The sequence below is a fragment of the Nocardia abscessus NBRC 100374 genome (genome assembly GCF_000308455.1).
GTDB lineage: Bacteria > Actinomycetota > Actinomycetes > Mycobacteriales > Mycobacteriaceae > Nocardia > Nocardia abscessus.
Genome location: NZ_BAFP01000010.1, coordinates 1 through 23,152, shown reverse-complemented (window position 1 = coordinate 23,152; position 23,152 = coordinate 1). Strand labels below are relative to the sequence as shown.

At 69.7% G+C, this 23,152-nt stretch carries 26 protein-coding genes and 1 pseudogene; 13 read left to right on the top strand and 14 right to left on the bottom strand.

Translation table 11 applies throughout. The features are described from left to right. The first annotated feature begins 103 nt into the window (after positions 1-103). From ON19_RS02595 to ON19_RS02575, 5 genes and pseudogenes are all read left to right on the top strand, one after another. Entirely contained in the window at positions 104-985 is an 882-nt protein-coding gene (locus ON19_RS02595; protein WP_372478671.1) for a metal ABC transporter solute-binding protein, Zn/Mn family, read from the top strand. Between the two features lie 82 nt (positions 986-1,067). Continuing rightward, positions 1,068-1,853 (top strand): annotated as a pseudogene (locus ON19_RS02590) (metal ABC transporter ATP-binding protein); the annotation flags it as partial. A 290-nt stretch (positions 1,854-2,143) separates the two neighbouring features. After that, positions 2,144-2,980, top strand: coding sequence for a metal ABC transporter permease (locus ON19_RS02585; RefSeq protein WP_086006584.1), 837 nt, complete (start codon positions 2,144-2,146; stop codon positions 2,978-2,980). A gap of 456 nt (positions 2,981-3,436) precedes the next feature. Next, positions 3,437-4,609 carry an acyl-CoA dehydrogenase family protein gene (locus ON19_RS02580; protein WP_043686029.1) on the top strand — a complete coding sequence of 391 codons (1,173 nt, stop codon included), beginning with the start codon at positions 3,437-3,439 and terminating at the stop codon, positions 4,607-4,609. 55 nt (positions 4,610-4,664) lie between these two features. Beyond that, positions 4,665-5,471 carry an enoyl-CoA hydratase/isomerase family protein gene (locus ON19_RS02575; protein WP_043686026.1) on the top strand — a complete coding sequence of 269 codons (807 nt, stop codon included), beginning with the start codon at positions 4,665-4,667 and terminating at the stop codon, positions 5,469-5,471. 149 nt (positions 5,472-5,620) lie between these two features. Here ON19_RS02575 and ON19_RS02570 read toward each other — a convergent pair whose 3' ends face one another. The 6 genes from ON19_RS02570 to carD form a co-directional block, all read right to left on the bottom strand. After that, positions 5,621-5,899, bottom strand: coding sequence for a DUF4190 domain-containing protein (locus tag ON19_RS02570; RefSeq protein ID WP_043686023.1), 279 nt, complete (start codon positions 5,897-5,899; stop codon positions 5,621-5,623). A gap of 389 nt (positions 5,900-6,288) precedes the next feature. Continuing rightward, on the bottom strand, positions 6,289-7,254 hold the full coding sequence (gene rlmB, locus ON19_RS02565; protein WP_043686019.1) for a 23S rRNA (guanosine(2251)-2'-O)-methyltransferase RlmB: 966 nt from the start codon (positions 7,252-7,254) through the stop codon (positions 6,289-6,291). Further along, the gene (gene cysS, locus ON19_RS02560; protein ID WP_043686016.1) at positions 7,254-8,660 is read right to left on the bottom strand and encodes a cysteine--tRNA ligase; all 1,407 of its coding nucleotides are present in this window, start codon (positions 8,658-8,660) and stop codon (positions 7,254-7,256) included. Before cysS ends, rlmB begins: the two co-directional genes overlap by 1 nt. 64 nt (positions 8,661-8,724) lie before the next feature. After that, positions 8,725-9,192 (bottom strand): 2-C-methyl-D-erythritol 2,4-cyclodiphosphate synthase, encoded by a 468-nt coding sequence (gene ispF, locus ON19_RS02555; RefSeq protein ID WP_043686080.1) that lies wholly within the window; start codon positions 9,190-9,192, stop codon positions 8,725-8,727. 2 nt (positions 9,193-9,194) lie between these two features. Next, on the bottom strand, positions 9,195-9,920 hold the full coding sequence (gene ispD, locus ON19_RS02550; RefSeq protein WP_051168463.1) for a 2-C-methyl-D-erythritol 4-phosphate cytidylyltransferase: 726 nt from the start codon (positions 9,918-9,920) through the stop codon (positions 9,195-9,197). Positions 9,921-9,922: 2 nt separating this feature from the next. Then, positions 9,923-10,411: an RNA polymerase-binding transcription factor CarD gene (carD, locus tag ON19_RS02545; protein WP_011206964.1), complete on the bottom strand. Its 489-nt coding sequence runs from the start codon at positions 10,409-10,411 to the stop codon at positions 9,923-9,925. A gap of 439 nt (positions 10,412-10,850) precedes the next feature. Here carD and ON19_RS02540 point away from each other — a divergent pair, with 439 nt between their 5' ends. Together ON19_RS02540 and radA are read left to right on the top strand one after the other, a co-directional pair. Continuing rightward, positions 10,851-11,600, top strand: a complete 750-nt coding sequence (locus ON19_RS02540; protein ID WP_043686013.1) for a copper chaperone PCu(A)C domain-containing protein — start codon at positions 10,851-10,853, stop codon at positions 11,598-11,600. 61 nt (positions 11,601-11,661) lie between these two features. Then, positions 11,662-13,059: a DNA repair protein RadA gene (radA, locus tag ON19_RS02535; RefSeq protein ID WP_043686010.1), complete on the top strand. Its 1,398-nt coding sequence runs from the start codon at positions 11,662-11,664 to the stop codon at positions 13,057-13,059. Positions 13,060-13,271: 212 nt separating this feature from the next. On the opposite strand, the gene ON19_RS02530 is transcribed toward radA, so the two are convergent. Together ON19_RS02530 and ON19_RS02525 are read right to left on the bottom strand one after the other, a co-directional pair. Further along, a complete protein-coding gene (locus ON19_RS02530; protein ID WP_043686007.1) occupies positions 13,272-13,925 on the bottom strand; it encodes a hypothetical protein in 654 nt (217 codons plus the stop codon). Positions 13,926-14,048: 123 nt separating this feature from the next. Further along, positions 14,049-14,672, bottom strand: coding sequence for a carbonic anhydrase (locus ON19_RS02525; protein WP_043686074.1), 624 nt, complete (start codon positions 14,670-14,672; stop codon positions 14,049-14,051). Between the two features lie 90 nt (positions 14,673-14,762). Between ON19_RS02525 and ON19_RS02520 the strand changes: the two genes are divergently transcribed. Continuing rightward, positions 14,763-15,680, top strand: a complete 918-nt coding sequence (locus tag ON19_RS02520) for an HhH-GPD family protein (protein ID WP_372478670.1) — start codon at positions 14,763-14,765, stop codon at positions 15,678-15,680. An 82-nt stretch (positions 15,681-15,762) separates the two neighbouring features. Here ON19_RS02520 and ON19_RS02515 read toward each other — a convergent pair whose 3' ends face one another. Beyond that, on the bottom strand, positions 15,763-16,509 hold the full coding sequence (locus ON19_RS02515; protein WP_043686004.1) for an alpha/beta fold hydrolase: 747 nt from the start codon (positions 16,507-16,509) through the stop codon (positions 15,763-15,765). Between the two features lie 58 nt (positions 16,510-16,567). Between ON19_RS02515 and mhuD the strand changes: the two genes are divergently transcribed. The 4 genes from mhuD (at position 16,568) to ON19_RS02495 (ending at position 18,639) form a co-directional block, all read left to right on the top strand. Further along, positions 16,568-16,882, top strand: a complete 315-nt coding sequence (gene mhuD, locus ON19_RS02510) for a mycobilin-forming heme oxygenase MhuD (RefSeq protein ID WP_043686001.1) — start codon at positions 16,568-16,570, stop codon at positions 16,880-16,882. Between the two features lie 262 nt (positions 16,883-17,144). Further along, on the top strand, positions 17,145-17,339 hold the full coding sequence (locus ON19_RS02505) for a CbtB domain-containing protein (protein ID WP_043685997.1): 195 nt from the start codon (positions 17,145-17,147) through the stop codon (positions 17,337-17,339). After that, positions 17,330-18,121 (top strand): CbtA family protein, encoded by a 792-nt coding sequence (locus ON19_RS02500; RefSeq protein WP_043685994.1) that lies wholly within the window; start codon positions 17,330-17,332, stop codon positions 18,119-18,121. Before ON19_RS02505 ends, ON19_RS02500 begins: the two co-directional genes overlap by 10 nt. A 35-nt stretch (positions 18,122-18,156) precedes the next feature. Then, complete coding sequence (locus tag ON19_RS02495) at positions 18,157-18,639, top strand: hypothetical protein (protein WP_043685990.1); 483 nt, start codon at positions 18,157-18,159, stop codon at positions 18,637-18,639. A 64-nt stretch (positions 18,640-18,703) separates the two neighbouring features. On the opposite strand, the gene ON19_RS02490 is transcribed toward ON19_RS02495, so the two are convergent. The 3 genes from ON19_RS02490 to ON19_RS02480 all read right to left on the bottom strand — a co-directional run bounded on the left by ON19_RS02490 (position 18,704) and on the right by ON19_RS02480 (position 20,281). Further along, positions 18,704-19,144, bottom strand: a complete 441-nt coding sequence (locus ON19_RS02490) for an OsmC family peroxiredoxin (RefSeq protein ID WP_043685987.1) — start codon at positions 19,142-19,144, stop codon at positions 18,704-18,706. A gap of 167 nt (positions 19,145-19,311) precedes the next feature. Next, positions 19,312-19,632 (bottom strand): DMT family transporter, encoded by a 321-nt coding sequence (locus ON19_RS02485; RefSeq protein ID WP_043685984.1) that lies wholly within the window; start codon positions 19,630-19,632, stop codon positions 19,312-19,314. Position 19,633: 1 nt separating this feature from the next. Beyond that, on the bottom strand, positions 19,634-20,281 hold the full coding sequence (locus ON19_RS02480) for an FMN-dependent NADH-azoreductase (RefSeq protein WP_043685981.1): 648 nt from the start codon (positions 20,279-20,281) through the stop codon (positions 19,634-19,636). Positions 20,282-20,389: 108 nt separating this feature from the next. On the opposite strand from ON19_RS02480, the gene ON19_RS02475 reads away from it, so the two are divergent. After that, positions 20,390-21,001, top strand: coding sequence for a TetR/AcrR family transcriptional regulator (locus tag ON19_RS02475; protein WP_043686068.1), 612 nt, complete (start codon positions 20,390-20,392; stop codon positions 20,999-21,001). A gap of 68 nt (positions 21,002-21,069) precedes the next feature. Here the strand turns inward: ON19_RS02475 and ON19_RS02470 are convergent, their stop codons facing one another. Together ON19_RS02470 and ON19_RS02465 are read right to left on the bottom strand one after the other, a co-directional pair. Continuing rightward, on the bottom strand, positions 21,070-21,924 hold the full coding sequence (locus tag ON19_RS02470) for an ABC transporter permease (protein ID WP_043686064.1): 855 nt from the start codon (positions 21,922-21,924) through the stop codon (positions 21,070-21,072). Between the two features lie 5 nt (positions 21,925-21,929). Then, on the bottom strand, positions 21,930-22,832 hold the full coding sequence (locus ON19_RS02465; RefSeq protein WP_043685978.1) for an ABC transporter ATP-binding protein: 903 nt from the start codon (positions 22,830-22,832) through the stop codon (positions 21,930-21,932). Positions 22,833-23,152: the final 320 nt, after the last annotated feature.

The following is a 23,152-nucleotide window of genomic DNA, read 5'->3' as shown; positions in this document are numbered from 1 at the left end:
TGCGCTCTCCGTTGGCGTTGCATCCTACCGTCGGGCCGGATTTGCTAGAGTTAAACGGGAACGATTTCCATTTTGATCTGCCGGACTGCCAGGAGTACCCCACGTGAAGACCAGTTTCGCCATGAAGTGTGTAGGCATCGCCGTGGGATTGGCGTCCGTAGCGACAATCGTCGCCTGCGGCGACTCAACCGACTCCGACCGGCCGACCGTCGTCACCTCCACCGACGTCTGGGGTGACATCGCCGTGGCCATAGCGGGCCCCGATGCCACCGTCCGGTCGCTGATCACCGATCCGAACGCCGACCCGCACTCGCACGAGACCTCCGCTGTCGAGTCGGCCGAACTGAGCGACGCCGACCTGGTGGTCTACAACGGCGGCGGCTACGACGAGTTCGCCGAGAAGGCAGTGGCGGGCACGAACAAGCGCACGGTGGACGCGTTCTCGCTGCGGGTGGATCAGAGCGACGAGAACGAGCACGTCTGGTACGACGTGCGCACCGTCGGCGTGGTCGCCGACCGAATCGCCGCTCAGCTCGGCGAACTGGACCCGGACAAGGCAGGGGCCTACACCGAGCGTGCGACGACGTTCAAGAACCAGCTCGCCGCGGTCACCGCCATCACGGGCAAGCTCGCCGCCGAGCACCCGAAAACGCCGGTGCTGCAGACCGAACCCCTCGCGCACTACCTCTTGGTCGCGGCCGGAGCCGACGACCTGACTCCGCACGAATTCCAGGAAGCCATCGAGCAGGAGACCGATCCGGCGCCCGCGGCCGTCGCGGCGACCCAGGATCTGCTCAGCGGCAAGCGGGTTCGCGCCCTGATCTACAACGTGCAGACCGAGGACAAGATCACCAAGGACCTGCGCGGCACCGCGCAGAACGCGGGCATCGCCATCGTCGAGGTGACCGAAACCCTGCCCGATGGCCAGGATTACATCCAGTGGCAGACGAAGAACGCGCAGGCGCTGACCGCCGCGCTGGGTTGAGCCGATGAACAAGGCAGCCGCGCTGACCGAGCACACCGACCGGGTGCAACGGCGACGACCCGGCATCGGCGAGGACTCGGCCGCGGTGCGCCTGGAGGCGGCGCGACTGTCGTTCGGCGATCGAACCCTATGGGACGGGCTGGATCTCAGCGTCGCTCCCGGTGAATTCGTCGCGGTGCTCGGACCGAACGGGTCGGGCAAGACCTCGCTGCTGAAGGTGTTGCTCGGCCAGCTCGCCCTGAGTTCCGGGACGGCTCGGATCGCGGGCTCGCCCGCGCGCACCGGCAATCACGACATCGGCTACGTGCCGCAGCAGAAGACGATCGACGCCGGGGTGCAGTTGCGCGGCGTCGACCTCGTCGGGCTCGGCGTCGACGGGCATCGCTGGGGGCTCGGCCTACGCTCCCGGGCCGAACGCAAGCGCAAGGTGGCCGCGGCCGTCGCCGACGTCGGTGCGGAGCACTTCGCCTACGCGCCTTTGGAATCCATGTCCGGCGGCGAGCAGCAGCGCCTGCGGGTGGCGCAGGCGCTGGTCGGCGATCCGAAGGTACTGCTCTGCGACGAGCCGCTGCTCAGCCTGGACCTGGCGAATCAGCGCCTGGTCGCCGAACTGATCGATCGCAGGCGGCGCACCCACGACACCGCGGTGCTCTTCGTGACGCACGAGATCAATCCGATTCTGCCCCTGGTGGATCGGGTGCTGTACCTGGTCGACGGCCAGTTCCGGATCGGGACGCCGCAGGAGGTGATGACCTCGGCGGTGCTCTCGGAGCTGTACCGCACCGAGGTGGACGTGCTGCGGGTACGCGGGCGCCTGGTCGTCGTCGGCACCGGCGACACCATGGACGCGCTCGGCACGGCGGGCGGTCACTGCCACGGCCCGGCGGGCGACGAATTCGGCCAGGGTGTGTCCACCGCGGAGGTCGCCGCGACATCGGCCGACACCAGCGGGACAACCGGTCACTCCGCCTCGCCCGGAGTCGGAGAACCGACCCGGACCGACTCGACACCGGACAACGGCGCGACGGCGGGAGAGGCATCGACCCGTGCGACGCCGAGCGCTCCGGCCGACCTCGTGGACGGCGACGGCAGCCACCCGGCCCCGGATGAGAGCGGAGTGCGTTCGTGACCGACAAGCTCTCCGGCGTCCTCGGCAAGATGCTGGACTTCGGCACCACCGCGAACCTGCTGTCCTACGGCTTCGTCCAGCAGGCGCTGCTCGCCGCGGCCCTGCTCGGACTGCTGTCCGGGGTGATCGGCCCGCTGATCATCAGCAGGCAAATGTCCTTCGCCGTGCACGGCACCAGCGAACTATCGCTGACCGGAGCCGCCGCCGCGCTGCTGGCCGGTGTCGGTGTCGGTCTCGGCGCCATCGCGGGGTCGGTGGTCGCGGCGGTGCTGTTCGGCCTGCTCGGTACCCGGGCGCGCGAGCGCGATTCGGTGATCGCCGTGGTGCTCTCGTTCGGACTGGGTCTCTCGGTGCTGTTCCTGTGGCTGGGTCCCGACCGTGCGGGATCGAAGTTCTCCCTGCTGACCGGCCAGGTGGTGAGCGTCGGCAACAACGGCCTCGGCCTGCTCGCCGTCTGCACCGCCGGGGTGATCGCGGTGCTGGCGTTCGTCTACCGGCCGCTGCTGTTCGCCAGCTCCGATCCGGAGGTGGCGGTGGCGCGCGGGGTTCCGGTGCGTGCGCTGTCCATCGTGTTCGCCGTGCTGCTGGGCATCACGGCGGCGTTCGGGGTGCAGATCGTCGGGGCGCTGCTGGTCCTCGCCCTGCTGATCACCCCGGCGGCAGCGGCGGCGCAGCTCACCGCGGACCCGATCCGGGCGACCGTCCTCGCCGTGGTGTTCGCCGAAGTCGCCGCGGTGGGTGGCATCCTGCTGTCGCTGGCGCCGGGCGTCCCCGTCTCGACCTTCGTCACCACCATCTCGTTCCTGATCTACCTCGCCTGCCGCCTGCTGGGCAGCCGTAACCGCAGGCTCGCCGGCGCCCGCTGAGACCGCTCAGTGGCCCGCTGACGCGATCCTGCCGCACCCCTCGCGGCGCTTGCACAGCCCGGGGAGCCTCGCGGCGCTGCACAGCCCGTGGAGTCTCGAGGTGGGTGATCCGCGCAGCTCGCATTTCCTCGGCCGCGGTTCGCGACCGTCGCCGCGGTCTCGTCGACTCCGCGTCGAACCCTCAGTTGTGTCTGCACGACGGGCGGCTCCGCGTGCCGCATCAGGAATGCCGAGGAAGACCTGTGCGATCACGGCGAGGATCTCCTCGTCCGTATCACCGGCTCCCCGATGATCGCAACGATGCTCGGTAGCGGCGGCACCGCATCCGGCGGTTATCGGTGCAGCTCAGGGCGCTGCCACCGCCTGAGGACATCTTTGATGGCAGCCGCCTTCAGTCATTTCCGGAGGCTTTCGTATGCTCGACGCATCGCGCCCCCGAACGAATGGTGACCAACGATGATCGATTTCGCGATTCCCGCCGAACTCGCCGCCGAACGCGACCGAGTACGCCGTTTCGTCATCGACAAGATCGTCCCGTACGAGCGGGACCCGCGCCTGACCGCGCACGGCCCGACCGACGAGCTGCGGCAGGAACTCGTCGAGCTCGCCCGCGCCGAAGAGTTGCTCACCGTGCAGGCGCCCGAATCGCTCGGCGGGCGCGGGCTGACCCACATCGAGCAGGCCGTGATCTACGAAGCGGCGGGCTGGTCCACACTCGGCCCGGTCGCGATGAACTGCGCGGCGCCCGACGAGGGCAACATGTTCCTGCTGTCCAAGGTGGCCGACCCCGATCAGGTGCAGCGCTACCTGGCCCCGGTGATCGCGGGCCATCAGCGCTCGGTCTTCGCCATGACCGAGCCGGACGGGGCAGGCTCCGACCCGGCCCAGCTGTCCACCGCGGCGAGCTTCGACGGCGAGCACTTCACCATCAACGGCCGTAAATGGCTGATCACCGGCGCCAACGGCGCGAAGACCTGGATCATCATGGCGCGCCTCGCCGCCAACCCGCACCTGCCCGAGGGCCCCACGCTGTTCCTCGCCGACGGTGACGAGCCCGGCATCGTCATCGAACGCACGATGAACACGATGGACCGCAACTACGTCGCCGGGCACGGCGTGGTCCGCTTCGACAACCTGGTCCTGCCCAGGGAAGCGCTGCTCGGCGAGGCGGGCCAAGCGCTGCGCTACGCCCAGCTCCGGCTCGCCCCGGCCCGCCTGACCCATTGCATGCGCTGGCTCGGCGCCGCCGAACGGGCCCAGAGCATCGCGATCGAGCACGCGCGCACCCGCACCGCGTTCGGCAAGCCGATCGGCGAACACGAGGGCGTTTCGTTCATGTTGGCGGACAACGAGATCGCACTGCACCAGTGCAGGCTGACCATCTGGCACGCGTGCTGGCTGATGGACAACGGCGAGAAGGCGCGGCACGAGAGCTCGATCGCCAAGTCGTTCGTCTCCGAGGAACTGTTCAAGGTCGCCGACCGGTGCGTGCAGGTGCTCGGCGGCATCGGCATCAGCGACGAGACGGTGGTCGAGATGATCTTCCGGGACATGCGCGCCTTCCGGCTCTACGACGGGCCGACCGAGGTGCACAAGTACGCCATCGGGCGCAAGGTGCTGCGCGGATAGCTGAGGACTTTCGGCCCGAGGTCAGGTCCGCGTCCGTCGGCTAACATCCTGTGGCATGAGTTCGGAACTGCACGTCGACGTCTCCCGGGGCGTCGCCGTGCTCACGCTCAACCGGCCCGCGCAACAGAACGCCTTCACCCCCACGATGGCCGCCGAATTGGGCGCCGCGTTGCAGCGGTGCGACGCGGAAGACGCCATTCGTGCCGTGATCGTCACCGGCACCCCGCCCGCGTTCTGCGCGGGCGCGGATCTGTCCAACCGAGTCGGCGAGGTCAGCGCCACCATCGATCCGCCGCCGTGGCGGGTGCGTAAGCCGGTGATCGCGGCGGTGAACGGCCACGCCGTCGGCATCGGCTTGGCGCTCGCCCTCCAGTGCGACCTGCGGTACATGGCGCGCGACGCGGTCTACGGGCTGAACCAGGTCCGCCGCGGCGTCGTGGCCGACGGCTACGCGCACTGGACGCTACCCCGGCTCGTCGGCATGGCCAACGCCGCCGACATCATGCTGACCGGGCGCACGTTCGACGGCGACGAGGCGAAGGCGATGGGCCTGGCCAACAGCTCGCTACCCGGGGGCGAGGTGCTGCCGACCGCGCTCGCCGTCGCGCACGACCTCGCCAACGGTTCGGCCCCGCTCCCGGTGGCGCTGTCCAAGCGGCTGCTATGGGAAGGGCTCGGCATGACTCCCACGGTCGTCGGGCAGCTGGAATCCGAGCTGAACCAGCACGCGACCAAGAGCATCGACGGCGGCGAGGCCATGGCCGCCTTCCGGGACCGCAGGCAACCCAGCTGGTCCGGCAGCGTCAGCACGGAATGGCCCGCCTGGGACGGCGCGGATCGCGAACGGCCCAGTCTGGACTAGGGCGGCCGCCTCTGGGGCGCCGTCGGCGGACTCCGCCCGAAATACAGCCCCACTGTGAGTGCCCGGCCACGGCCCGGCGCTGTGGACGAACCTCCGTCCCGCTGCGCCCGGCACCCAGCGCTACAGCCGGTCCGGCGCCGCTTCGCCTCTCAAGCGTTGCCGCCGAGCAGGATGAGCACGAACAGCACCGCGAAGATGATCATCAGGACGGTGCCGACGACGCCGAGGATGTAGCCGACCATCACCTGGGCGCGGCCACTGTACGCGCCGCCGGATTGCTCGATCTGGTCGAGCGCGCGCCGCCCCAGCGCCCACGCCACCGGCCCCAGCACCCCGCAGCAGAAGACGCTGACCGCGCCGAGGAACAACACCGCAGTCGCGTTCGGATGCTCGACCGTCTGACCGATGGGCTGATTGGGTATCACCACCAGCCGAATTCTACTGGGATGTGCCGCTTCTCCGGGTCTTTAGACCCTACGAGTCGGTGATGGCGAGATTCGGGGGCAGGTTATGCGATTGGTGATGCTCAGGTTTCGGGCGTACCCGCCGAGTTGGTCACGTTCTTACGAAATCTATTGTCGCGTGCTGCCATTCGCGAGATTGCCGGGCGCGACGGCACTCGACGTCGCTTCGGCGAGGAATTCATCCGGGATACCGCAGGCCGGTTGAAGCCGTCCTGGCGCCGCCCGCGAGCGACGCCCGGCAGCAGCCGGACCATGCCCAGCTACGCGCCGATTCCCTGGCCGCCGGATGGTTCGCCGCACCGGCCGGACCTGCGCAGAAGTCGGCGGGCGACGATACCGACCGACGAATCTCCTCAGGCGCGGCGTTGCCGGGCGACTTCGGAGAGCACGACACCGGCGGCGACCGACGCGTTCAACGATTCCACCGGGCCCGCCATCGGGATCGACAGGATCGCGTCACAGGACTCCCGGACCAGGCGGGAAAGCCCTTTGCCCTCCGAGCCGACCACGATCACGGTGGGTTCACGGCCGTCGAAATCGTCCAGGGAGGTATCGCCACCGGCGTCCAAGCCGACGATCTGAACGCCCTGGGACGCCCAGTCCTTCAGCGTGCGAGTGAGATTCGTCGCGCGGGCGACCGGGAGCCGAGCGGCGGCGCCCGCGCTGGTGCGCCAGGCAACCGCTGTGACGCTCGCACTGCGCCGCTGCGGGATCAGCACGCCGTGGCCACCGAAGGCCGCCACGGAGCGAACCACCGCGCCGAGATTGCGCGGGTCGGAGATGTTGTCCAGGGCGACCAGCAGCGCGGGCTGCGCGGAACCGCGCGCCCGGTCGAGCAGGTCGTCCGGGTGGGCATAGCGGTACGGCGGCACCTGCAGGGCGACGCCCTGGTGCAAGCCGTTGGCACTCATCCGGTCCAGGTCGGTGCGCGGAAGCTCCAGGATGGAGATGCCCTTGTCGGCGGCGAGCCGCACGCTCTCGGTCAGCCGATCGTCGTTCTCGGTGCCCACCGCGACGTACAGCGCCGTCGCGGGCACACCCGCGCGCAGGCACTCGATCACCGGATTGCGCCCGAGCACCAACTCCGGACCGTCGTCGGTCTTGCGCCCCGCGGGCCGGGACGCCGCACCACGGCCTTGCGCGGCCTTGGTTTTCGCGGCCGCCCGCTTGGCCGCCGGATGCTTGGTCCGCATCTCGGCGGGCGGGGTCGCGCCACGGCCTTCCAGCCCGCGCCTGCGCTTGCCGCCGGAGCCGACCACCGCGCCCTTCTTGCTTCCGCTCTTGCGGATCGCACCTCGGCGCTGCGAATTGCCTGCCATCACTTGGCCTTTCCGGATTGCGGTTCGCCGAGCGCCCATTCGGGACCGTTGGCGGTGTCGGTGACCTCGATGCCCGCTGACTGCAGGCGGTCGCGCACGCCGTCGGCGGTAGCCCAGTCCTTCGTGGCCCGCGCCTCCTGGCGGCGGTCGAGTTCCGCACGCACCAGCACGTCCAGAGCGCCGATCGCGGCGGAGGAATCACTCGGGGTATACCAGTGCGGGTCGAGCGGATCGACGCCGAGGATGCCGAGCATGGCGCGCACCTGGCTCGCCAGATCGCGTGCGGAGTCGATCGCGCCGACCTCCAGCGCTTTGTTGCCCTCGTGCACCGCGCGGTGGATCTCCGCCAGCGCCTTCGGCACGGCCAGATCGTCGTCGAGGGCGGCGGCGAACGCGTCGGTCCACTTGCCCACCGGAATCTCACCGGCCCGGTCCACCACCCGACTCACGAACGCCTCGATGCGCTGGTAGGACTGCGCCGCGTCGTGCAGCGCCTTCTCGGAGTACTCCAGCATCGAGCGGTAGTGCGCGCTGCCCAGGTAGAACCGCAGTTCGACGGCACGCACCTGTTTCAGCACGTTCGGCACCGACAGCACATTGCCCAGCGACTTGGACATCTTCTCCCCGCCCATGGTCACCCAGCCGTTGTGCAGCCAGTACCTGGCGAAGCCGTCACCGGCGGCCTTCGACTGGGCGATCTCGTTCTCGTGGTGCGGGAACACCAGATCCATACCGCCGCAATGGATGTCGAATTCCGCACCGAGGTAGAACTCGGCCATCGCGGAGCACTCCAGGTGCCAGCCGGGGCGGCCGGGCCCCCACGGCGACGGCCAGGTCGGCTCGCCCGGCTTGGCCGCCTTCCACAGGGTGAAGTCGCGCGGGTCGCGCTTGCCCTCGCCCGCGCTCTCACCCTGGTGCACGTCATCGAGCTTGTGACCGGACAGCTTGCCGTAATCGGGAAAGCTGACCACGTCGAAGTAGACGTTGCCCGCCGAGGCGTAGGCGTGCCCGCGGTCGATCAGCCGCTGCATCATGTCGGCCATCTGGGTGATGTGCCCGGTGGCGCGGGGCTCCGCGGACGGCGGCAGCACACCGAGCTTTTCGTAGGCGCGGTCGAACGCGCGCTCGTGCGTGGCGGCCCACTCCCACCACGGCCTGCCCGCCTCGGCGGCCTTGGTCAGGATCTTGTCCTCGATATCGGTGACGTTGCGGATGAACCAGACGTCGAAGTCGTGCGCCAGCAACCAGCGTCGCAGCACGTCGAACGCGACTCCGCTGCGCACATGGCCGATGTGCGGCTCACCCTGCACGGTCGCGCCACAGAGGTACACCGAGGCACGGCCGGGGACCAAGGGCGCGAAATCGCGCACGGTCCGCGTGTCGGTGTCAAAGAGGCGCAGCGTCACGGCAGTCGATCCTAGCTGGTGTATAAGGTCGTTCACGGACCGGCTCGGGTCCGCCGGAGCAGGATCAACGACAGGCTTGCAGCAGGGCCGTCGCCACGGCGGCGACGCCCTCGCCGCGACCGGTCAGCCCGAGGCCGTCGGTGGTGGTGCCGGACACCGACACGGGGGCGGCGAGCAGCTCGCCGAGCACCTGTTGCGCCTCGGCGCGCCGGGGCCCGATCTTGGGGCGATTGCCGATCACCTGCACCGCGGCGTTGACCACTTCGAAGCCCGCCTCGCCCAGCAGCCTGCGCACTTCCTTCAGCATGGCCGCACCGGAAACACCCGCCCATTCCGGGCGTCCGGTGCCGAACACCGCGCCGACATCGCCGAGACCGGCCGCGGACAGCAGCGCGTCGCACAGCGCGTGCGCGGCGACGTCGCCGTCCGAGTGGCCTGCGCAGCCGTCGTCGCCGTCGAACAGGAGACCGGCCATCCAGCAGGGCCGGCCCGCTTCGATCGGATGGACGTCACTGCCGATGCCGACGCGCATGGTCACGGCGTCACCGCCCGTGCGATGCCCGCGCCGTCGAGCACCGCGTCGGCGAGCCGGAGGTCGAGCGGAGTGGTGATCTTGAAGGCCAGCGGATCGCCGGGAATGGTGTGGACTCCGACGCCGAGCCGCTCGACCAGACCCGCGTCATCGGTTGCCTGGACGCCCTCGGTCGCGTAAGCGGAGCGCAGCAGCTCGGCCGCGAAACCCTGCGGCGTCTGGATGGCGCGCAACTGCGCGCGGGCGGGAGTGCCGGTCACCACGCCCGCCGTGTCGACGGACTTGATGGTGTCGGCCACCGGAAGGCCGGGAACCACGGCGGGACGGCCCGCGCGCAATTCCGCCGCGACCCGGGCGATGAGCTCGGGCGGCGTGAGGGCGCGGGCGGCGTCGTGCACCAGAAAGTAGGCGGCGTCGGGCGCGGCGGCGATACCCGCTCGCACCGAGTCGATGCGTTCGGCGCCGCCGACGACCACCTGAACCGAATCCGAGGGCGGCAGCAGGGCAACGGCGCTGTCGACGAGTTCGGTGGGAACCATCACGATGATCCGGTCGACCGCGCCCGAGGCGATCAAGCCTTCGACGGCGAGCCGGACCATGGGCGTGCCGCCGACCGTGACGAACGCCTTGGGTGTCGATTCACCCAGACGCACGCCACGGCCGGCGGCAGGCACCAGAGCAACGACGGGTCCGTCGGTGGAACGGACACCGTTGTCAGGTGTATTCACGGTCAGGAAGCCGCTGCGAGGACCTCATCGAGCAGGGTCTCAGCCTTGCCGTCATCGGTGCCTTCGGCCAACGCGAGCTCACCGACAAGAATCTGCCGAGCCTTGGCGAGCATGCGCTTCTCGCCCGCGGACAGGCCGCGGTCCTGTTCCCGGCGCCACAGATCGCGGACGACCTCGGCCACCTTGTTCACATCGCCGGAAGCGAGCTTCTCGAGGTTGGCCTTGTAGCGGCGGGACCAGTTGGTCGGCTCCTCCGTATGCGGCGCGCGAAGCACCTGGAAGACCCGATCGAGACCCTCCTGACCCACGACGTCACGCACGCCGACGTATTCGGCGTTCTCCGCGGGAACCCGAACAGTGAGATCGCCTTGGGCGACCTTCAGGACCAGATACTCTTTTTGCTCACCCTTGATGGTGCGAGTTTCGATTGCTTCGATCAACGCCGCTCCGTGGTGGGGGTAAACGACGGTGTCTCCGACCTTAAAAATCATGTGTCCCGTGCCCCTTTCGATGTTCACAGTTTAACATGCGACTCGATAACGGCGCGATCAACTGTGCAGGTCAGGGCCACAACGAGGCAACCCTGGGGCTTGACAGATGCCAGGCGGTGTGCATTACGTTGTGCCAGAACGAGTTATCTCCCGGCTCGGTCGGCGCCGTTCCCCTCCCGCGGCCCGGCACGCTCTCGGCAACCTTCGAAGCTCGACCGAACCGTTATCGACACGCGTGTGTCGGCACGGACGCACCAGTGCCCGCTCCCCACCGCCCGCGCTTCCGGAGTGCGGGGCGCGCGACGCCCCGGGAGCCGAGTTGGCACGGCCCCCGCGCCCGGCCTGCCGAGGGAACTACTACGCTGCCTAGTTACTACGCTCCCGCGCGGAGCAGAGCCCGGTCGACATGGAGGGACAACCCGTGACTGCCCTGAAAGCTGTGACCGCTCCGAAGGGGGCGCGACGTCGCATGGTGACGGTTGCCGCACTCGCCGCCGGAGCGGCGATTGTTCTGTCCGGCTGCGGCGCGGGCCAGATCTCGCAGACCGCGGACCAGGTCGCCGCTGTGAACGGCAATTACGCCGACGTCGGCCGCCTCGCGCTGCGCAACGTGCACATCGTGTATCCGAACGAGGGCGCCGGACACAACAACGCGAAGGGCGGCAAGGCGCTCATCGCGCTGTCCATCATCAACAACAGCGAGTCCGTCTCCGACGAGCTGACCAGCATCACCACCGACCTCGGCACCGTCAAGATCACCCCCGCCTCCGGTAAGTCCGTAGTCGAACTCGCTCCGCAGCAGACCGTGGTCGCGGCGAGCGAGCCGGTCAAGCGTGAGGCCGCGCCGACCACCACCAGCGCGGCGCCCACCACCGGTGCGGGTGCGACCACCTCCGCGCCGCGTACGACCGCGCCGACCACCACGGCCGATTCGCACGGCGCGGGCGAGCACGGCGCCCAGCCCGCCGCCGACCCCGAGGCGAAGCCGATCCAGATCGAGATCACCGGCCTGACCAGGGACATCACCCCGGGCCTGACCTACAACATCTCGTTCAACTTCAAGCAGAACGGCACCGTCCAGGTCCAGGTCCCGGTCGACGCGGGCCTGCACACCGAGCGTCACGAGTCCGACAAGTCCGGCCCGGCCGAAGCCGAACACGGCAGCGGCCACGGCAGCGGCGGCCACTGAACCCTGGTCGACTCACAGCGCCGTAGCGCTGCGTGTCGGGGTTGGTGCGTATGGTGCGCCTGTGGCAAAGACCAAGCCGGCCTTCCGGTGCTCCGCCTGTTCGCACGAAGTCGCCAAATGGGTTGGCAAGTGTCCTGAGTGCGGGGCCTGGGGCACTGTCGACGAGGTAGTCGCGGGGGCGGGTGCGATCGGTTCCCCCGGGCGGAAGGCGATGTTGCCCAGCACCGCGGCCGCGCCGATCTCGCAGATCGACTCCAAGATCACCAAAGCGCGTGCGACGGGCGTCAGCGAGCTGGATCGGGTGCTCGGCGGCGGGGTGGTGCCCGGCTCGGTGGTGTTGCTGTCCGGCGAGCCGGGGGTGGGCAAGTCGACGCTGCTGCTCGAGGTGGCGCATCGCTGGGCCGCCCAGCGCGAGGAGAAGTCGCTGTACGTCACCGCGGAGGAGTCGGCGGGGCAGGTCCGGCTGCGCGCCGATCGCACCGGCGCGGTGCACGATCGGGTCTACCTGGCGGCGGAATCGGATCTGTCGATCGTGCTCGGGCATGTCGAGCAGGTACGGCCGACGCTGCTGGTGGTCGACTCGGTGCAGACCATGCACGCCCCTGAGGTGGACGGCGTGATCGGCGGCGTCACCCAGGTACGCGAGGTCACCGCCGCGCTGACGTCGCTGGCCAAGTCGAGCGGGATCGCGGTGCTGCTGGTCGGGCACGTGACCAAGGACGGCAATGTCGCGGGTCCGCGCACGCTCGAGCATCTGGTCGACGTGGTGCTGCAGTTCGAGGGCGACAAGAATTCGACGCTGCGCATGGTGCGCGGCATCAAGAACCGCTTCGGCAGCGCCGACGAGGTGGGCTGCTTCGAGTTGCACGAGGACGGCATCGCTTGCGTGGACGACCCGTCCGGCCTGTTCCTGCATCACCGGGCCGATTCGGTGCCCGGCACGGCGGTGACCGTCGCCATGGACGGCAAGCGACCGCTGGTCGGCGAGGTGCAGGGCCTGACCGTGAAGACGGAGATCCCGCAGCCGCGCCGCGCGGTGAGCGGGCTGGACTACAACCGGGTCGCCATGGTTTTGGCCGTCCTGCAGAGCCGCGGACGGGTGTTCCTCGGCAAGAGCGACGTCTACGCCGCGACGGTCGGCGGCATGCGCCTGGTCGAGCCGTCCGCCGACCTGGCCATCGCGCTGGCCATCGCCAGCGCCGAGTCCGACGTGCCGATCCCGCCCGGCTGGGTGATCCTCGGCGAGGTCGGACTCGCGGGCGAGGTCCGCAAGGTGACCGGCCTCAACCGCCGACTGGCCGAAGCCGAACGCCTCGGCTTCACCACCGCCCTGGTGCCGCCCGGCCTCGCGCCGGTGCGCAGCACCATGAAGATCCACGAGGTCACCGACCTCCGCTCCGCCATCCGCATGGCGGGCCTGCGCAAACTACGCGCCGCCCCCGAAGAGGCCGCCGGCTGATCCCGACACCAGCCGTCACGCTCACCGGGCAGCGTGATCGCGACCAGCCACCGCGCTCATCGACTCCAACCCCCGAACAGCCCGCACCATGTCCGGCTACAAACGCCCCACGCGCCCACACCGGCCCGACCACCGGTTTCGAGCGAAGCGAGACCGAGCATGCGCCGTTCGCGGCGCAGGCGCTGGAAAGACCAACACAGAACTAAGACCTCTCAGGCGATATTGAACGGCTCGGCCATGCTCCGTACCGAACCGAGCTGCGCGACCACGCTGTACGGCCCCGGTGGCACCTGGACGCGTTCGCCCGCGCAGCTGGGCTGGGACGTGGTGCCCGACCAGGTCACCGTGAAGGCCGCCTGCTCACCGCGACTCATCGTCCGGACGTCGGGCTGGCCGTCCGGGTAGCAGTCGGTGCTCGACCACAGCCGCCGCTGGCCGTCGAGCGTGTGCACCGAAACCTGTTGGAGGCCGGAGCCCATGTCGCGGGTGCAGGCCAGCCCCGAGATGTTGGTGATGACGATCCCGAACACCGGCTGCTCGCCGGTCTTGTAGGTGGGCTGCTCCACGGTCACCTTGATCGCCAGCGACTGGTCCGGGCATGGGCCCGCCGCAGCGGCGCTGGTGGACGCCGCGGAGGACTTCGGCGCGCCGGACTCGCCCGAGGGCTTGGCCGCCGCGTCGGCGGACTTGGCGACGACCGAACTGGACCCGGCGGCCTTGGCGTCACCGGGCGAGTCGCCACCGCCGCGCGCGATCGCGAGCACGACCCAGATCACCAGCGCCAGCGCGACCACCAGAACTCCGATGGCGAACGCGCGGCGACGCCAATAGATCTCCGGTGGCAGCGGTCCATTCGGTTCCAGCACGACTCAACGGTAAGGGCACGCTCGTGCACATCGTCTCAGGGGCACGGCGTGTCGGCCGCCCGCCCCCGTCAGCGGCGAGTACATTCCGCCGACACGCTGGGCAAACCGGGGGCGCGCCCCGGCTCAGGCCACCTCGCCGATATTGCCGACGACCCGGTGCAACTGCACTTTGCCCTCGGCCAGCTTGTAGGTCACACACGCGATGGCGCACTCACCGGTCGCGACCCGCTGCGAGATGATCATCGACCGCTGCATGAGCAGGCGGCTGGTCTCCACCACGTGCCTGGCCTCCATCTCGTCGACGGTGGACAGGCCTTCCCGCCGTCCGATCAGAATGGACGGCGTGACCCGCTCGACCACGCTGCGAATGAACCCGCCCGGCACCTCGCCGCCGTCCAGCGCGTCGATGGTGGCCTTCACGGCTCCGCAGCTGTCGTGCCCGAGCACTACGATGAGCGGCACGTTGAGCACCTGCACCCCGTACTCGATCGAGCCGAGGACCGAGCTGTCGACCACATGGCCCGCGGTACGCACCACGAACATGTCGCCGAGGCCCTGGTCGAAGATCAATTCGGCGGCGACCCTCGAGTCGCCGCAACCGAACAAGATCGCTTGCGGATGCTGGCCGCTGACGAGCTTGGCCCGGTCCGCGGCACCCTGGCTAGGATGCAGCAGCGCACCGCTGACGAAGCGCTCGTTGCCTTCACGCAAGGACTTCCAGGCACTGATCGGGTTGGAATCCGGCATACCGACCATTGTGCACAACGGTTGCGTTACCAGCGAGTTCGATTGGTTACAGGTGGGCAAATACCGCCTGGCGGCAGTAGGACAAGGATAGTGAGGGCAGTGCGGAACGGCGTGCCGAAGGGCATCGACGCGGACACGTTGCTGGACTGGTACGGGGAGACGGCCCGCGATCTGCCGTGGCGCAGGCCGGGCGTCACCGCGTGGCAGATCTTGATGAGCGAGATCATGCTGCAGCAGACCCCGGTCGTGCGGGTCGAACCGATCTGGCGGGAGTGGGTGGCGCGCTGGCCGGTCCCCTCGGCGATGGCCGCCTCCTCGCAGGCCGAAGTACTGCGTGCCTGGGGCAAACTCGGCTATCCGCGCCGAGCGCTGCGGCTGCACGAGTGCGCCAGGGTGCTGGCGGCCGAGCACGGCGACGAAGTCCCGGCCGACGTGGACGTGCTGCTCGGGCTGCCCGGCATCGGGGCCTACACCGCGCGCGCCGTCGCCTGTTTCGCGTACGGCCAACGAGTCCCCGTGGTGGACACCAACGTCCGCCGAGTGGTTGCCAGGGCTGTGCACGGCCGAGCGGAAGCGGGCAACCCCTCGTCGCGGGACCTCCCCGAAACCGAAGCGCTGCTCCCACTCCAGATCGAGCGCGCCGCGGTGTTCTCCGCCGCCCTGATGGAACTCGGCGCGACCGTGTGCACCGCCCGCACGCCCGACTGCTCGCGCTGCCCGCTTCCGAGCTGCGCGTGGGTCACCGCGGGCAGGCCGGTGAGCGACGTGGTCCGGCGCACCCAGAAGTACGAGGGCACCGACCGCCAAGCGCGGGGCCGCCTGCTGGACGTCCTGCGCCACGCCACCGGGCCGGTGGAGCGAATGCGGTTGGATCTGGCGTGGACCCGCGACCCGGGCCAGCGCGACCGCGCCCTGGACTCGTTGCTGGTGGACGGCCTGATCGAACAGACGCCCGACGGCTTGTTCGCCCTGGCGGGCGAGGGCGGCCACCCCGGGAAGAACAGCTGAGCCGGTACCGGCCCGCCGCCGGACGCGACAGCGGTTCGGTCGCAGCCCGGCGGCCGAACTGCGCGGCGGGGCCACTCGGCCCCTACCTACCGAGCACGCGCCGCAGGAAGCGCTCGACCTCGGCCCGATAACGCTCCGGTTGGTCATCGTGCACCAGGTGGCCCGCACCGGGGACCAGGACGTAGTCGGCGCCCGGATGCGCGGCGGCCATCCGCCGCATCTGGCCCGGTGGGGTGATGCTGTGCTCGCCCTCCAGCAACAGCGCGGGAACCCGCACCGCGTGCCAGTGCCGCCAGAAGTCGCGCGTCCCCCACTCCTCGGAGATATCGCGGAAGGTGGTGACCGAGCCGTGCAGCCGGTATCCCTCCGGCCCGCGCTCGAAGGAGTTCAGGAAGTACCGCCCGGCGACCGGCCCGAAGAAGGAAAGCACGGCATCGTCGTCCGGAAACGGCTGCGGCCACGCCTCGATCATCGCCGCCCAGTGCGCGGCGGTGCGGCCGGTGAAGTCCGGCGCGATGTCCTCGATCACCAGCGCCCGGACCCGTTCGGGGTGGGTCGCGGCGAACACCCAGCCGTGCAGCCCGCCCATCGAATGACCGATCACCACCATCGGCTCGCCGATCGCGGCGGTGGCCGCGGCGAGGTCGTCGACGAAGGCCTCGGTGGTCAATTCCGCGGGCGCAGGCCTGCCGTGGCCCGCGGCGTCGAAGGTGTGGACGTGGCCGTGCTCGCGCAGCCAGTCCAGCTGATCGCGCCAGGTGCGCGCGCTGCCCATCAATCCGTGCAGCAGCAGGATCGGCGCGCCTGCTCCGCCCTCGTCGTGCAACATCGCTCCGACAATACGAGGCACCGAGCACCTGCTCGGCATCAGCCGCTAGCTTGGACGCATGGCTGTTGTGAAGATCAACGCGATCGAGGTTCCCGAGGGCGCGGGCCCCGAATTGGAGAAGCGGTTCGCCCACCGTGCGCACGCGGTCGAGGGCTCCCCCGGCTTCCTCGGCTTCCAGCTGCTCCGCCCGGTCGCCGGAGAGAAGCGGTACTTCGTTGTCACCCAGTGGGATTCGGAAGAGTCCTTCGCGGCGTGGCGGGACGGGCCCGCACGCGAGGCGCACGCGGGCGAGCGCCAGAAGCCGGTCTCGACGGGTGCGTCCCTGCTCGAATTCGAGGTCGTGCTCGACGTCGACGCGAAGCCCGCGAACTGAGTCGGATATGCGCCGCCGGGTAGGTCCGCCTGCCCGGCGACTCGCCCGACGCCGTGGTACGCCCGTGCCGGACCTGGTTGACGCCGGTGGCATGCGGGTGTCACAGTTCGAAGGACAAACGCGAGGGTGATGCGGTAATTCCGGTGAGATTCCGGAGCGGTCGCGCCACTGTGTTCCACGCACCGAGTCCGGTGCCGGAAAGCCAGACACCGGCACCGTCGCGCCACCACCCGATGGGACGCGCATCCCAAGGAGGACTCGAATGGCCATCGCGCATTCACCCAGCCGGGCGACCGATTCCCTGGCCACCGTGCTCGTCACGGTAGGTGTCGTTCTTCTCGCACTGCTCACGCTGTACCTGGTCGGCTTCGACCAGGGCGCCATCTCGCGCAGCGGGATGTACCTGCACGAGCTGATGCACGACGGACGCCACCTGCTGGGGCTTCCGTGCCACTGATCGGTTCGCTCCGCACACTGCTGCTGCGCGGCCTGCTGGCCGGCCTCGTCGCCGGACTGCTGGCCGCCACAGTCGGTTACTTCGTCGGCGAACCCGAGGTGGACGCCGCCATCGCCATCGAGGAAGCGGGCTCCGCCGCCGAGCACACGCACGGCGAGCACGCCACATCCCCGGGCGGGCATACCCACGGTGACGAGGAAGAACCGCTGGTGAGCCGCGGCGGCCAGAAGTTCGGGCAGTTCCTCGCGCTCGGGCTGGCCGGGCTCGCGCTCGGCGCCATCTACGCCTCGGTCGCGCATTTCGCGCGGCGCTACACCACGCTGTCCGGGCCACGGCTCGCGCTGACCCTGGGCGCGGCAGGATGGGCCGCGATCGTCGCGGTGCCGTTCTTCAAGTACCCGGCGAACCCACCCGCCGTGGGTGATCCGGACACCATCAACGAGCGCACCCTGCTGTGGCTGGCAGCCGTCGTGCTCGGTCTCGTGGCGGTCGGCGCGGCGGTGGCGGTGTTCACCGCGCTGCGCGCCCAGCTTCCCACGTTCCGCCTGGCCGGTGGCGGCGCGGCATTCGTGCTGGTCACCGCGCTCGGTTACATCCTGCTGCCCGGCGTGAACGAGGTGAGCGCGGACTTCCCGGCCACCCTGCTGTGGCAGTTCCGGGTGGCGTCCCTGGCCGAGACCGCGACGCTGTGGGCCTGCCTGGCCCTCGGCTTCGCGGCGCTCACCGAGTTCGCCACGCGCACCGATACCCCGGTACGGGCGGCGGCTGCTACCGCGGGGTGATTCGCGTCAAGACGAGCTGAGGCAGTGTCGGTCCCATGACCGGCACCGCCCTTTCCGTCTGGCCCGCACCGCTGCGTGTCCACCCCGCTGAACCACCGCGCGCCGTACGCGTCGCATTCGTCGCTCTGGTCGTCGCTTTGCTCGCGGGGGCCGTCGAGGCGGTCGTGCGGGCCGCGCTCGCTTTCTCCGAGTCCGGCCCCGCGAACCTCGCCGCCGGATTGGGTGCGCGCGCGGCGATCTACCTTCTGGTGCTGGCCGTCGCGGTACGCGTGACCTACGGCGACCGCTGGGCCCGTCTGCTGATCACCGTCGGCATCGGCGTATTCGGGCTGTTGTCGCTGATCATCGAGCCACTCGCCGCGGCCATGTCCGCCGGCGAACTGCGCGACCTCGTCCGGGACGCGTCTGCGGCGTCCCTGCTGCTCGCCGCCCTGCGCACGGTGCACGTCATCGCCGTGCTGATCGCCATCCCCGCTCTCTACACCCGCACCGCCCGCCGTTACTTCCGCAAACGCTGACGCCGGCACCCGCGCTTCGTGCCCCGCACCTATCCGGGTGCGGGGCACGAAGCGGGAGTGCGAATCAGGCGAGAGCCGCGTCGAGGCTGATGTGGTCGACGCCCGCGAGAGCCTTGCTGACCGGGCATCCCGCCTTCGCCGCCTCGGCGGCGGCATGGAACGCGTCGGCGTCGATTCCCGAGACGCGACCGCGGACGGTCAGTTCGATCCCGGTGATCCGGAACCCGCCCGCCGGGTCGGGGCCGAGCGTCACGTCGGCGGTGACGTCGAGGCTCTCCGGGGTGCCGCCCGCGTTGCCGATCTGCGCGGAGAGCGCCATCGCGTAGCAGGAGGAGTGCGCGGCCGCGATCAGTTCCTCCGGGCTGGTGGTGCCGTCGGCCTCCGCGGCGGAACGCTTGGGGAACGACACGTCGTACTTACCGACCCCCGAACTGGCCAGTTCGACCTGGCCCGATCCCTCCTGCAGGGTGCCGGTCCAAGCGGTACGCGCGGTACGTGTGGGCATCACGGTCCTTTCGCCGATGCTGTTGACGATTCAGCACGAACCTACCCCGGCCGACTCGCCCCGGCCCACCGGTTCGCCGATCGCGTTCGCCGCGGCGCGCCGACCACACGTACTGATCGGCTCGGCGGTAAAACTCCCACGCGCCAAGCGAATCCGTGTGGACGGCGCTACTCCGGATTCGTGACCCTGGCCAGCACGATGCCGCCGAGGATCAACGCGAGCGCCAGCACCCGGCCCGCGCTGAGCGGATCCCGGTTGACGACGATCCCGAGGGTGATCGCGCCGAGAGCGCCGATGCCGGTGAACACCGCATAGGCGGTACCGACCGGCAAGGTCTGCATGGCGCGCGACAGCAGGTACACGGCGGTGGCCCCGAGAACGAAGCAGACCAGAGTCGGGACCAGGCGGGTGAAATTCTCGGTCGGCTTGATGCTCTGCGACCAGACGATCTCCACGAGACCGGCCACGACGAGGAGCACCCAGTTCATCTCAGTACTCCCCGGCCAGCGCGCGAGCGGTGGCCAGAGCCTCGGCGTAGGACGCGTCGTGCTCGGCACGCCGGTGCGCGAGCGCCGGGTCCTGGCGGGAATTGGCCAGTTCCGCGTGCACGAAAACGGTGTCGGACACGGCGAAATGGCCCGCGAAGAAGTCGCGGAGGAAGCGCTCTTGGTAGTCGTAGGCCGCTTTGGGCGCGCCCGGCGAGTAAGCGCCGCCGCGGGCGCTCGTCACGACGAATCTCCGGTGCCCCAGGGTCATTCGCGGGAAGGTCACCTGGTCCAGCCAGGCCTTCAGGGCGGCCGGTACGGAGTAGTTGTACATCGGCGTGCCGATCAGGATCACCTCCGCCGAAAGCAGTTCCGACAGCAGCGGCTCGACGATGTCCCACGCGGCGGCCTGCTCCGGCGTCCGGACCAGGTCGCCGAGCCGCTCCAGGTCCGTGCTCGGGAGGGTGAGCACGGCGTCGCACAGTTCGGTCCACGCCGCTCCGATGAACGGCACCGGCTCGGCCGCGAGGTCGCGGTAGCGGTAACCGCCGCCGGGATGCCGCGTGCGCCATGCGTCGGCGAACGCGGCGCTCAATTCCCTGCTGATCGATTGAGGCCGAGCGCTGGCGTCGAGGTGCAACAACGTGCTCATGATCAAACCTCCGACTAACTGGACAGTGTGTCCGATTCATCCTCACTCGACGGTAGAGCACATGTGGACATATTGTCCACTTATGCCGCGTTCCGCTACAGTCACGGCATGGAACCCCGATCCGACCTGCTCGCCGGTACCGGGCCGAGCCCCTCGGCGGCCCCCGCGGAACGCGCGGACGCGGCACGCAACCGGGCGAAGGTGCTCGCCGCCGCCGCGGAGCTGTTCGCCACCCGGGAACCCCGCACGGTGACGATGGACGACATCGCCAAGGCCGCGGGCGTCGGCCGCGGCACCCTGTATCGGCGCTATCCGGACACCACGTCGGTCGCGGTAGCCCTCTTGGACGAACACGAACGGGCGCTGCAAGAGAAACTGCTGTCCGGCCCGCCGCCCCTCGGCCCCGGCGCCGCGCCCGCACAAAGACTGGCGGCCTTCTACGCCGCGATGGTCGAATTGCTGGACGCGCACGCGCATCTGGTCCTCGGCGCCGAAACAGGCGGAGCGCGCTTCGCGACCGGCGCCTACGGGTTCTGGTACGCGCATGTGCGAGCGCTGTTGGTGGCGGCGGGAATTCGCGAGCCGGATGCCATGGTCGATCCGCTCCTCGCACCGCTGGCCGCCGAGGTCTATCGGCAGCAACGCGAACGCGGGTTGTCCTCCGAGCAGATCACCGGCGCACTCCGCTCGATCGCCGAAACCGTGCTCGGCGCGGGGTGAAACCGGTCCACGCCGGCGAAACCGCTGGCGAGTAATGCGCACCAACGGTTTTCGATACCCCTCGTGATTCACACCAGATCGCGTTCGCGCATCAGCCAGATCGTGCCGCTCGCGAACACCACCAAGTAGGCCGCCAGCACGACCAGCGATTCGGCCCGTGGAAGCACGTCCAGCACACCCGGCGTGGTGGGACCGTCCACTGTCCGCATCGCCCCCGCCAGCGACCCCGCCGCGGTGCCGGGCAGGTGATCGGTGATCGCCCGGATCGGCGCGAAGATTCCGGCGGCGCCGCGCAGCAGATTCTCCACCACCAGCACCCAGACCAGGCCGAGCCCCACCGCGAGCGCGGGGCCGCGCGCGATCGCGCCGATCAGCGCGCCCGCCAGCGTCCACATGCCGAGAATGGCTGTGCCGGTGAGAATTCCGAGCAGTGACCGGTCCGGTGCCGGTAGCGAGACCGCCTGCGACTGGGACGCCGCGATCAGCGCGGCGATCGAGACGTCCACGACGAATGCCGCGCACACCAGCCCCACCACCACGACCGCGAGGCTCAGCAGCACCGCGGCGACCGCCTGTACCCGGGAGGGCCCCTGGGTGAACACCGTCTTCCAGGTCCCCCAGCCGTACCCGCTGCCGGCGGTGAGTGCGCCGAGGACGAGCATCAGCGCGCCGCCGAACATGGCCATGCCCTGGGTGAACACTTCGGGGACCGCGGCAGGCAACATCTGCCGCAGCAGCGCCTCGCGCGGCAGTCCGTTGGACATCCGTCCCGATTCGCCGGAGGTGTAGGCAAGATAGTTGAACAAGTAGGCGAACGTGAGATTCATCAGAATCCACGTGCCGAGAATGATCCAGAACGCGGGCCACTTTCGCAGCCGCAGCATTTCGGCTTTCGTGCTCGCGACCAGGTCGCGCAGTGCCATACCGTTCATCGTGCGGTCTCCCATTGCGTCATCTCGAAGAACACTTCCTCCAGGGACTTCTCGTCGACCCGCAGCTCCAGCAGGTCCGCGCCCGAGGCCACGACCGCACGTGCCACGGCGGGCGCGGTGACGGTGTCCGACTCGATCCGGATGCCGCTCCCGGTCAACAGCGCCGAACGCGCACCGACCAGCCCGCGCACCGCGGGTAAGGCGACCTCGAGCGGCTCGGCCCGCACCACCAGCGACGAGCCCCCGCGCAACTGCGCGACCGTCGCTTCGGTGAGCAGCCTGCCCTGCGAGATCACGCCGACCCGATCGCAGATCTCCTGTACTTCGCCGAGCAGATGGCTCGACAACAGCACGGTGTGGCCCTCGGCGGCCAGAGCGGTGATCAGTTCCCGCATCTCGGCCATCCCCGCCGGGTCCAGGCCGTTGGTCGGCTCGTCCAGGATGAGCAGTTCGGGACTGCCGAGCAGCGCGGCGCCCACACCGAGCCGCTGTTTCATCCCCAGCGAGTACGTGCGGAACTTGTCGCCGGCCCGGCCCACGAGTCCGACCCTCGCGAGCGCCTCCTCGACCTCCGGCCCTCCGAGCCCCCGATACCGCGCGAGCACGCGCAGGTTGTCCCGGCCGGAAAGGTAGGGGTAGAAGCCAGGCCCCTCGATGAGCACGCCGATCCGGCGAACCACCACGGGATCGCCCGGCCGATGCCCCGCGACCGTGACGGTGCCTTCACTCGGACGGATCAGCCCGGCCAGCATGCGCAGGGTGGTGGTCTTGCCCGCGCCGTTCGGACCGAGGAACCCGTAGATCTCGCCGGCCGCGACGGTCATACTCACGCCGTCGACAACGATGTGGTCCCCGTAGCGTTTGGTCAACCCTCGGGTGACCACGATCGAATCTGTCATGCACCGAGAATCCGCCGACAACCCGACGCGGACATCCGCCGCGGAGCGATATTCGGCATACGTAGTGAGGACGAGGGCTCACGGTCCACAGCCCCACGGCCCATAGCCCACAGCCCACACGCCACAGCCCACACGCCACAGCCCGCGGGCCACCCGCCACAGCCCACGGGCCACAGCCCACGGGCCACCCGCCACAGCCCACGGGCCACAGCCCACGGGCCACCCGCCACAGCCCACGGGCCACAGCCCACGGGCCACCCGCCACAGCCCACGGGCCACAGCCCACGGGCCACGGGCCACGGGCCAGCCTCGCGGCCTAA

Excerpts from the sequence above, each read along its gene's own strand:
- ispF (WP_043686080.1), bottom strand. The coding sequence starts at position 9,192 with ATGCGCGTCGGCATCGGCAGTGACGTCCATCCGATCGAAGCGGGCCGG.
- mhuD (WP_043686001.1), top strand. The coding sequence starts at position 16,568 with ATGGCTGTTGTGAAGATCAACGCGATCGAGGTTCCCGAGGGCGCGGGC.
- ON19_RS02505 (WP_043685997.1), top strand. The coding sequence starts at position 17,145 with ATGGCCATCGCGCATTCACCCAGCCGGGCGACCGATTCCCTGGCCACC.
- ON19_RS02465 (WP_043685978.1), bottom strand. The coding sequence starts at position 22,832 with ATGACAGATTCGATCGTGGTCACCCGAGGGTTGACCAAACGCTACGGG.
- ON19_RS02475 (WP_043686068.1), top strand. The coding sequence starts at position 20,390 with ATGGAACCCCGATCCGACCTGCTCGCCGGTACCGGGCCGAGCCCCTCG.
- ON19_RS02575 (WP_043686026.1), top strand. The coding sequence starts at position 4,665 with ATGAGTTCGGAACTGCACGTCGACGTCTCCCGGGGCGTCGCCGTGCTC.
- ON19_RS02515 (WP_043686004.1), bottom strand. The coding sequence starts at position 16,509 with ATGTTGCACGACGAGGGCGGAGCAGGCGCGCCGATCCTGCTGCTGCAC.
- ON19_RS02525 (WP_043686074.1), bottom strand. The coding sequence starts at position 14,672 with ATGCCGGATTCCAACCCGATCAGTGCCTGGAAGTCCTTGCGTGAAGGC.
- ON19_RS02470 (WP_043686064.1), bottom strand. The coding sequence starts at position 21,924 with ATGGCACTGCGCGACCTGGTCGCGAGCACGAAAGCCGAAATGCTGCGG.
- carD (WP_011206964.1), bottom strand. The coding sequence starts at position 10,411 with ATGATTTTTAAGGTCGGAGACACCGTCGTTTACCCCCACCACGGAGCG.
- ON19_RS02490 (WP_043685987.1), bottom strand. The coding sequence starts at position 19,144 with ATGCCCACACGTACCGCGCGTACCGCTTGGACCGGCACCCTGCAGGAG.
- ON19_RS02585 (WP_086006584.1), top strand. The coding sequence starts at position 2,144 with ATGCTGGACTTCGGCACCACCGCGAACCTGCTGTCCTACGGCTTCGTC.
- ON19_RS02580 (WP_043686029.1), top strand. The coding sequence starts at position 3,437 with ATGATCGATTTCGCGATTCCCGCCGAACTCGCCGCCGAACGCGACCGA.
- ON19_RS02485 (WP_043685984.1), bottom strand. The coding sequence starts at position 19,632 with ATGAACTGGGTGCTCCTCGTCGTGGCCGGTCTCGTGGAGATCGTCTGG.
- ON19_RS02480 (WP_043685981.1), bottom strand. The coding sequence starts at position 20,281 with ATGAGCACGTTGTTGCACCTCGACGCCAGCGCTCGGCCTCAATCGATC.
- ON19_RS02495 (WP_043685990.1), top strand. The coding sequence starts at position 18,157 with ATGACCGGCACCGCCCTTTCCGTCTGGCCCGCACCGCTGCGTGTCCAC.
- rlmB (WP_043686019.1), bottom strand. The coding sequence starts at position 7,254 with ATGGCAGGCAATTCGCAGCGCCGAGGTGCGATCCGCAAGAGCGGAAGC.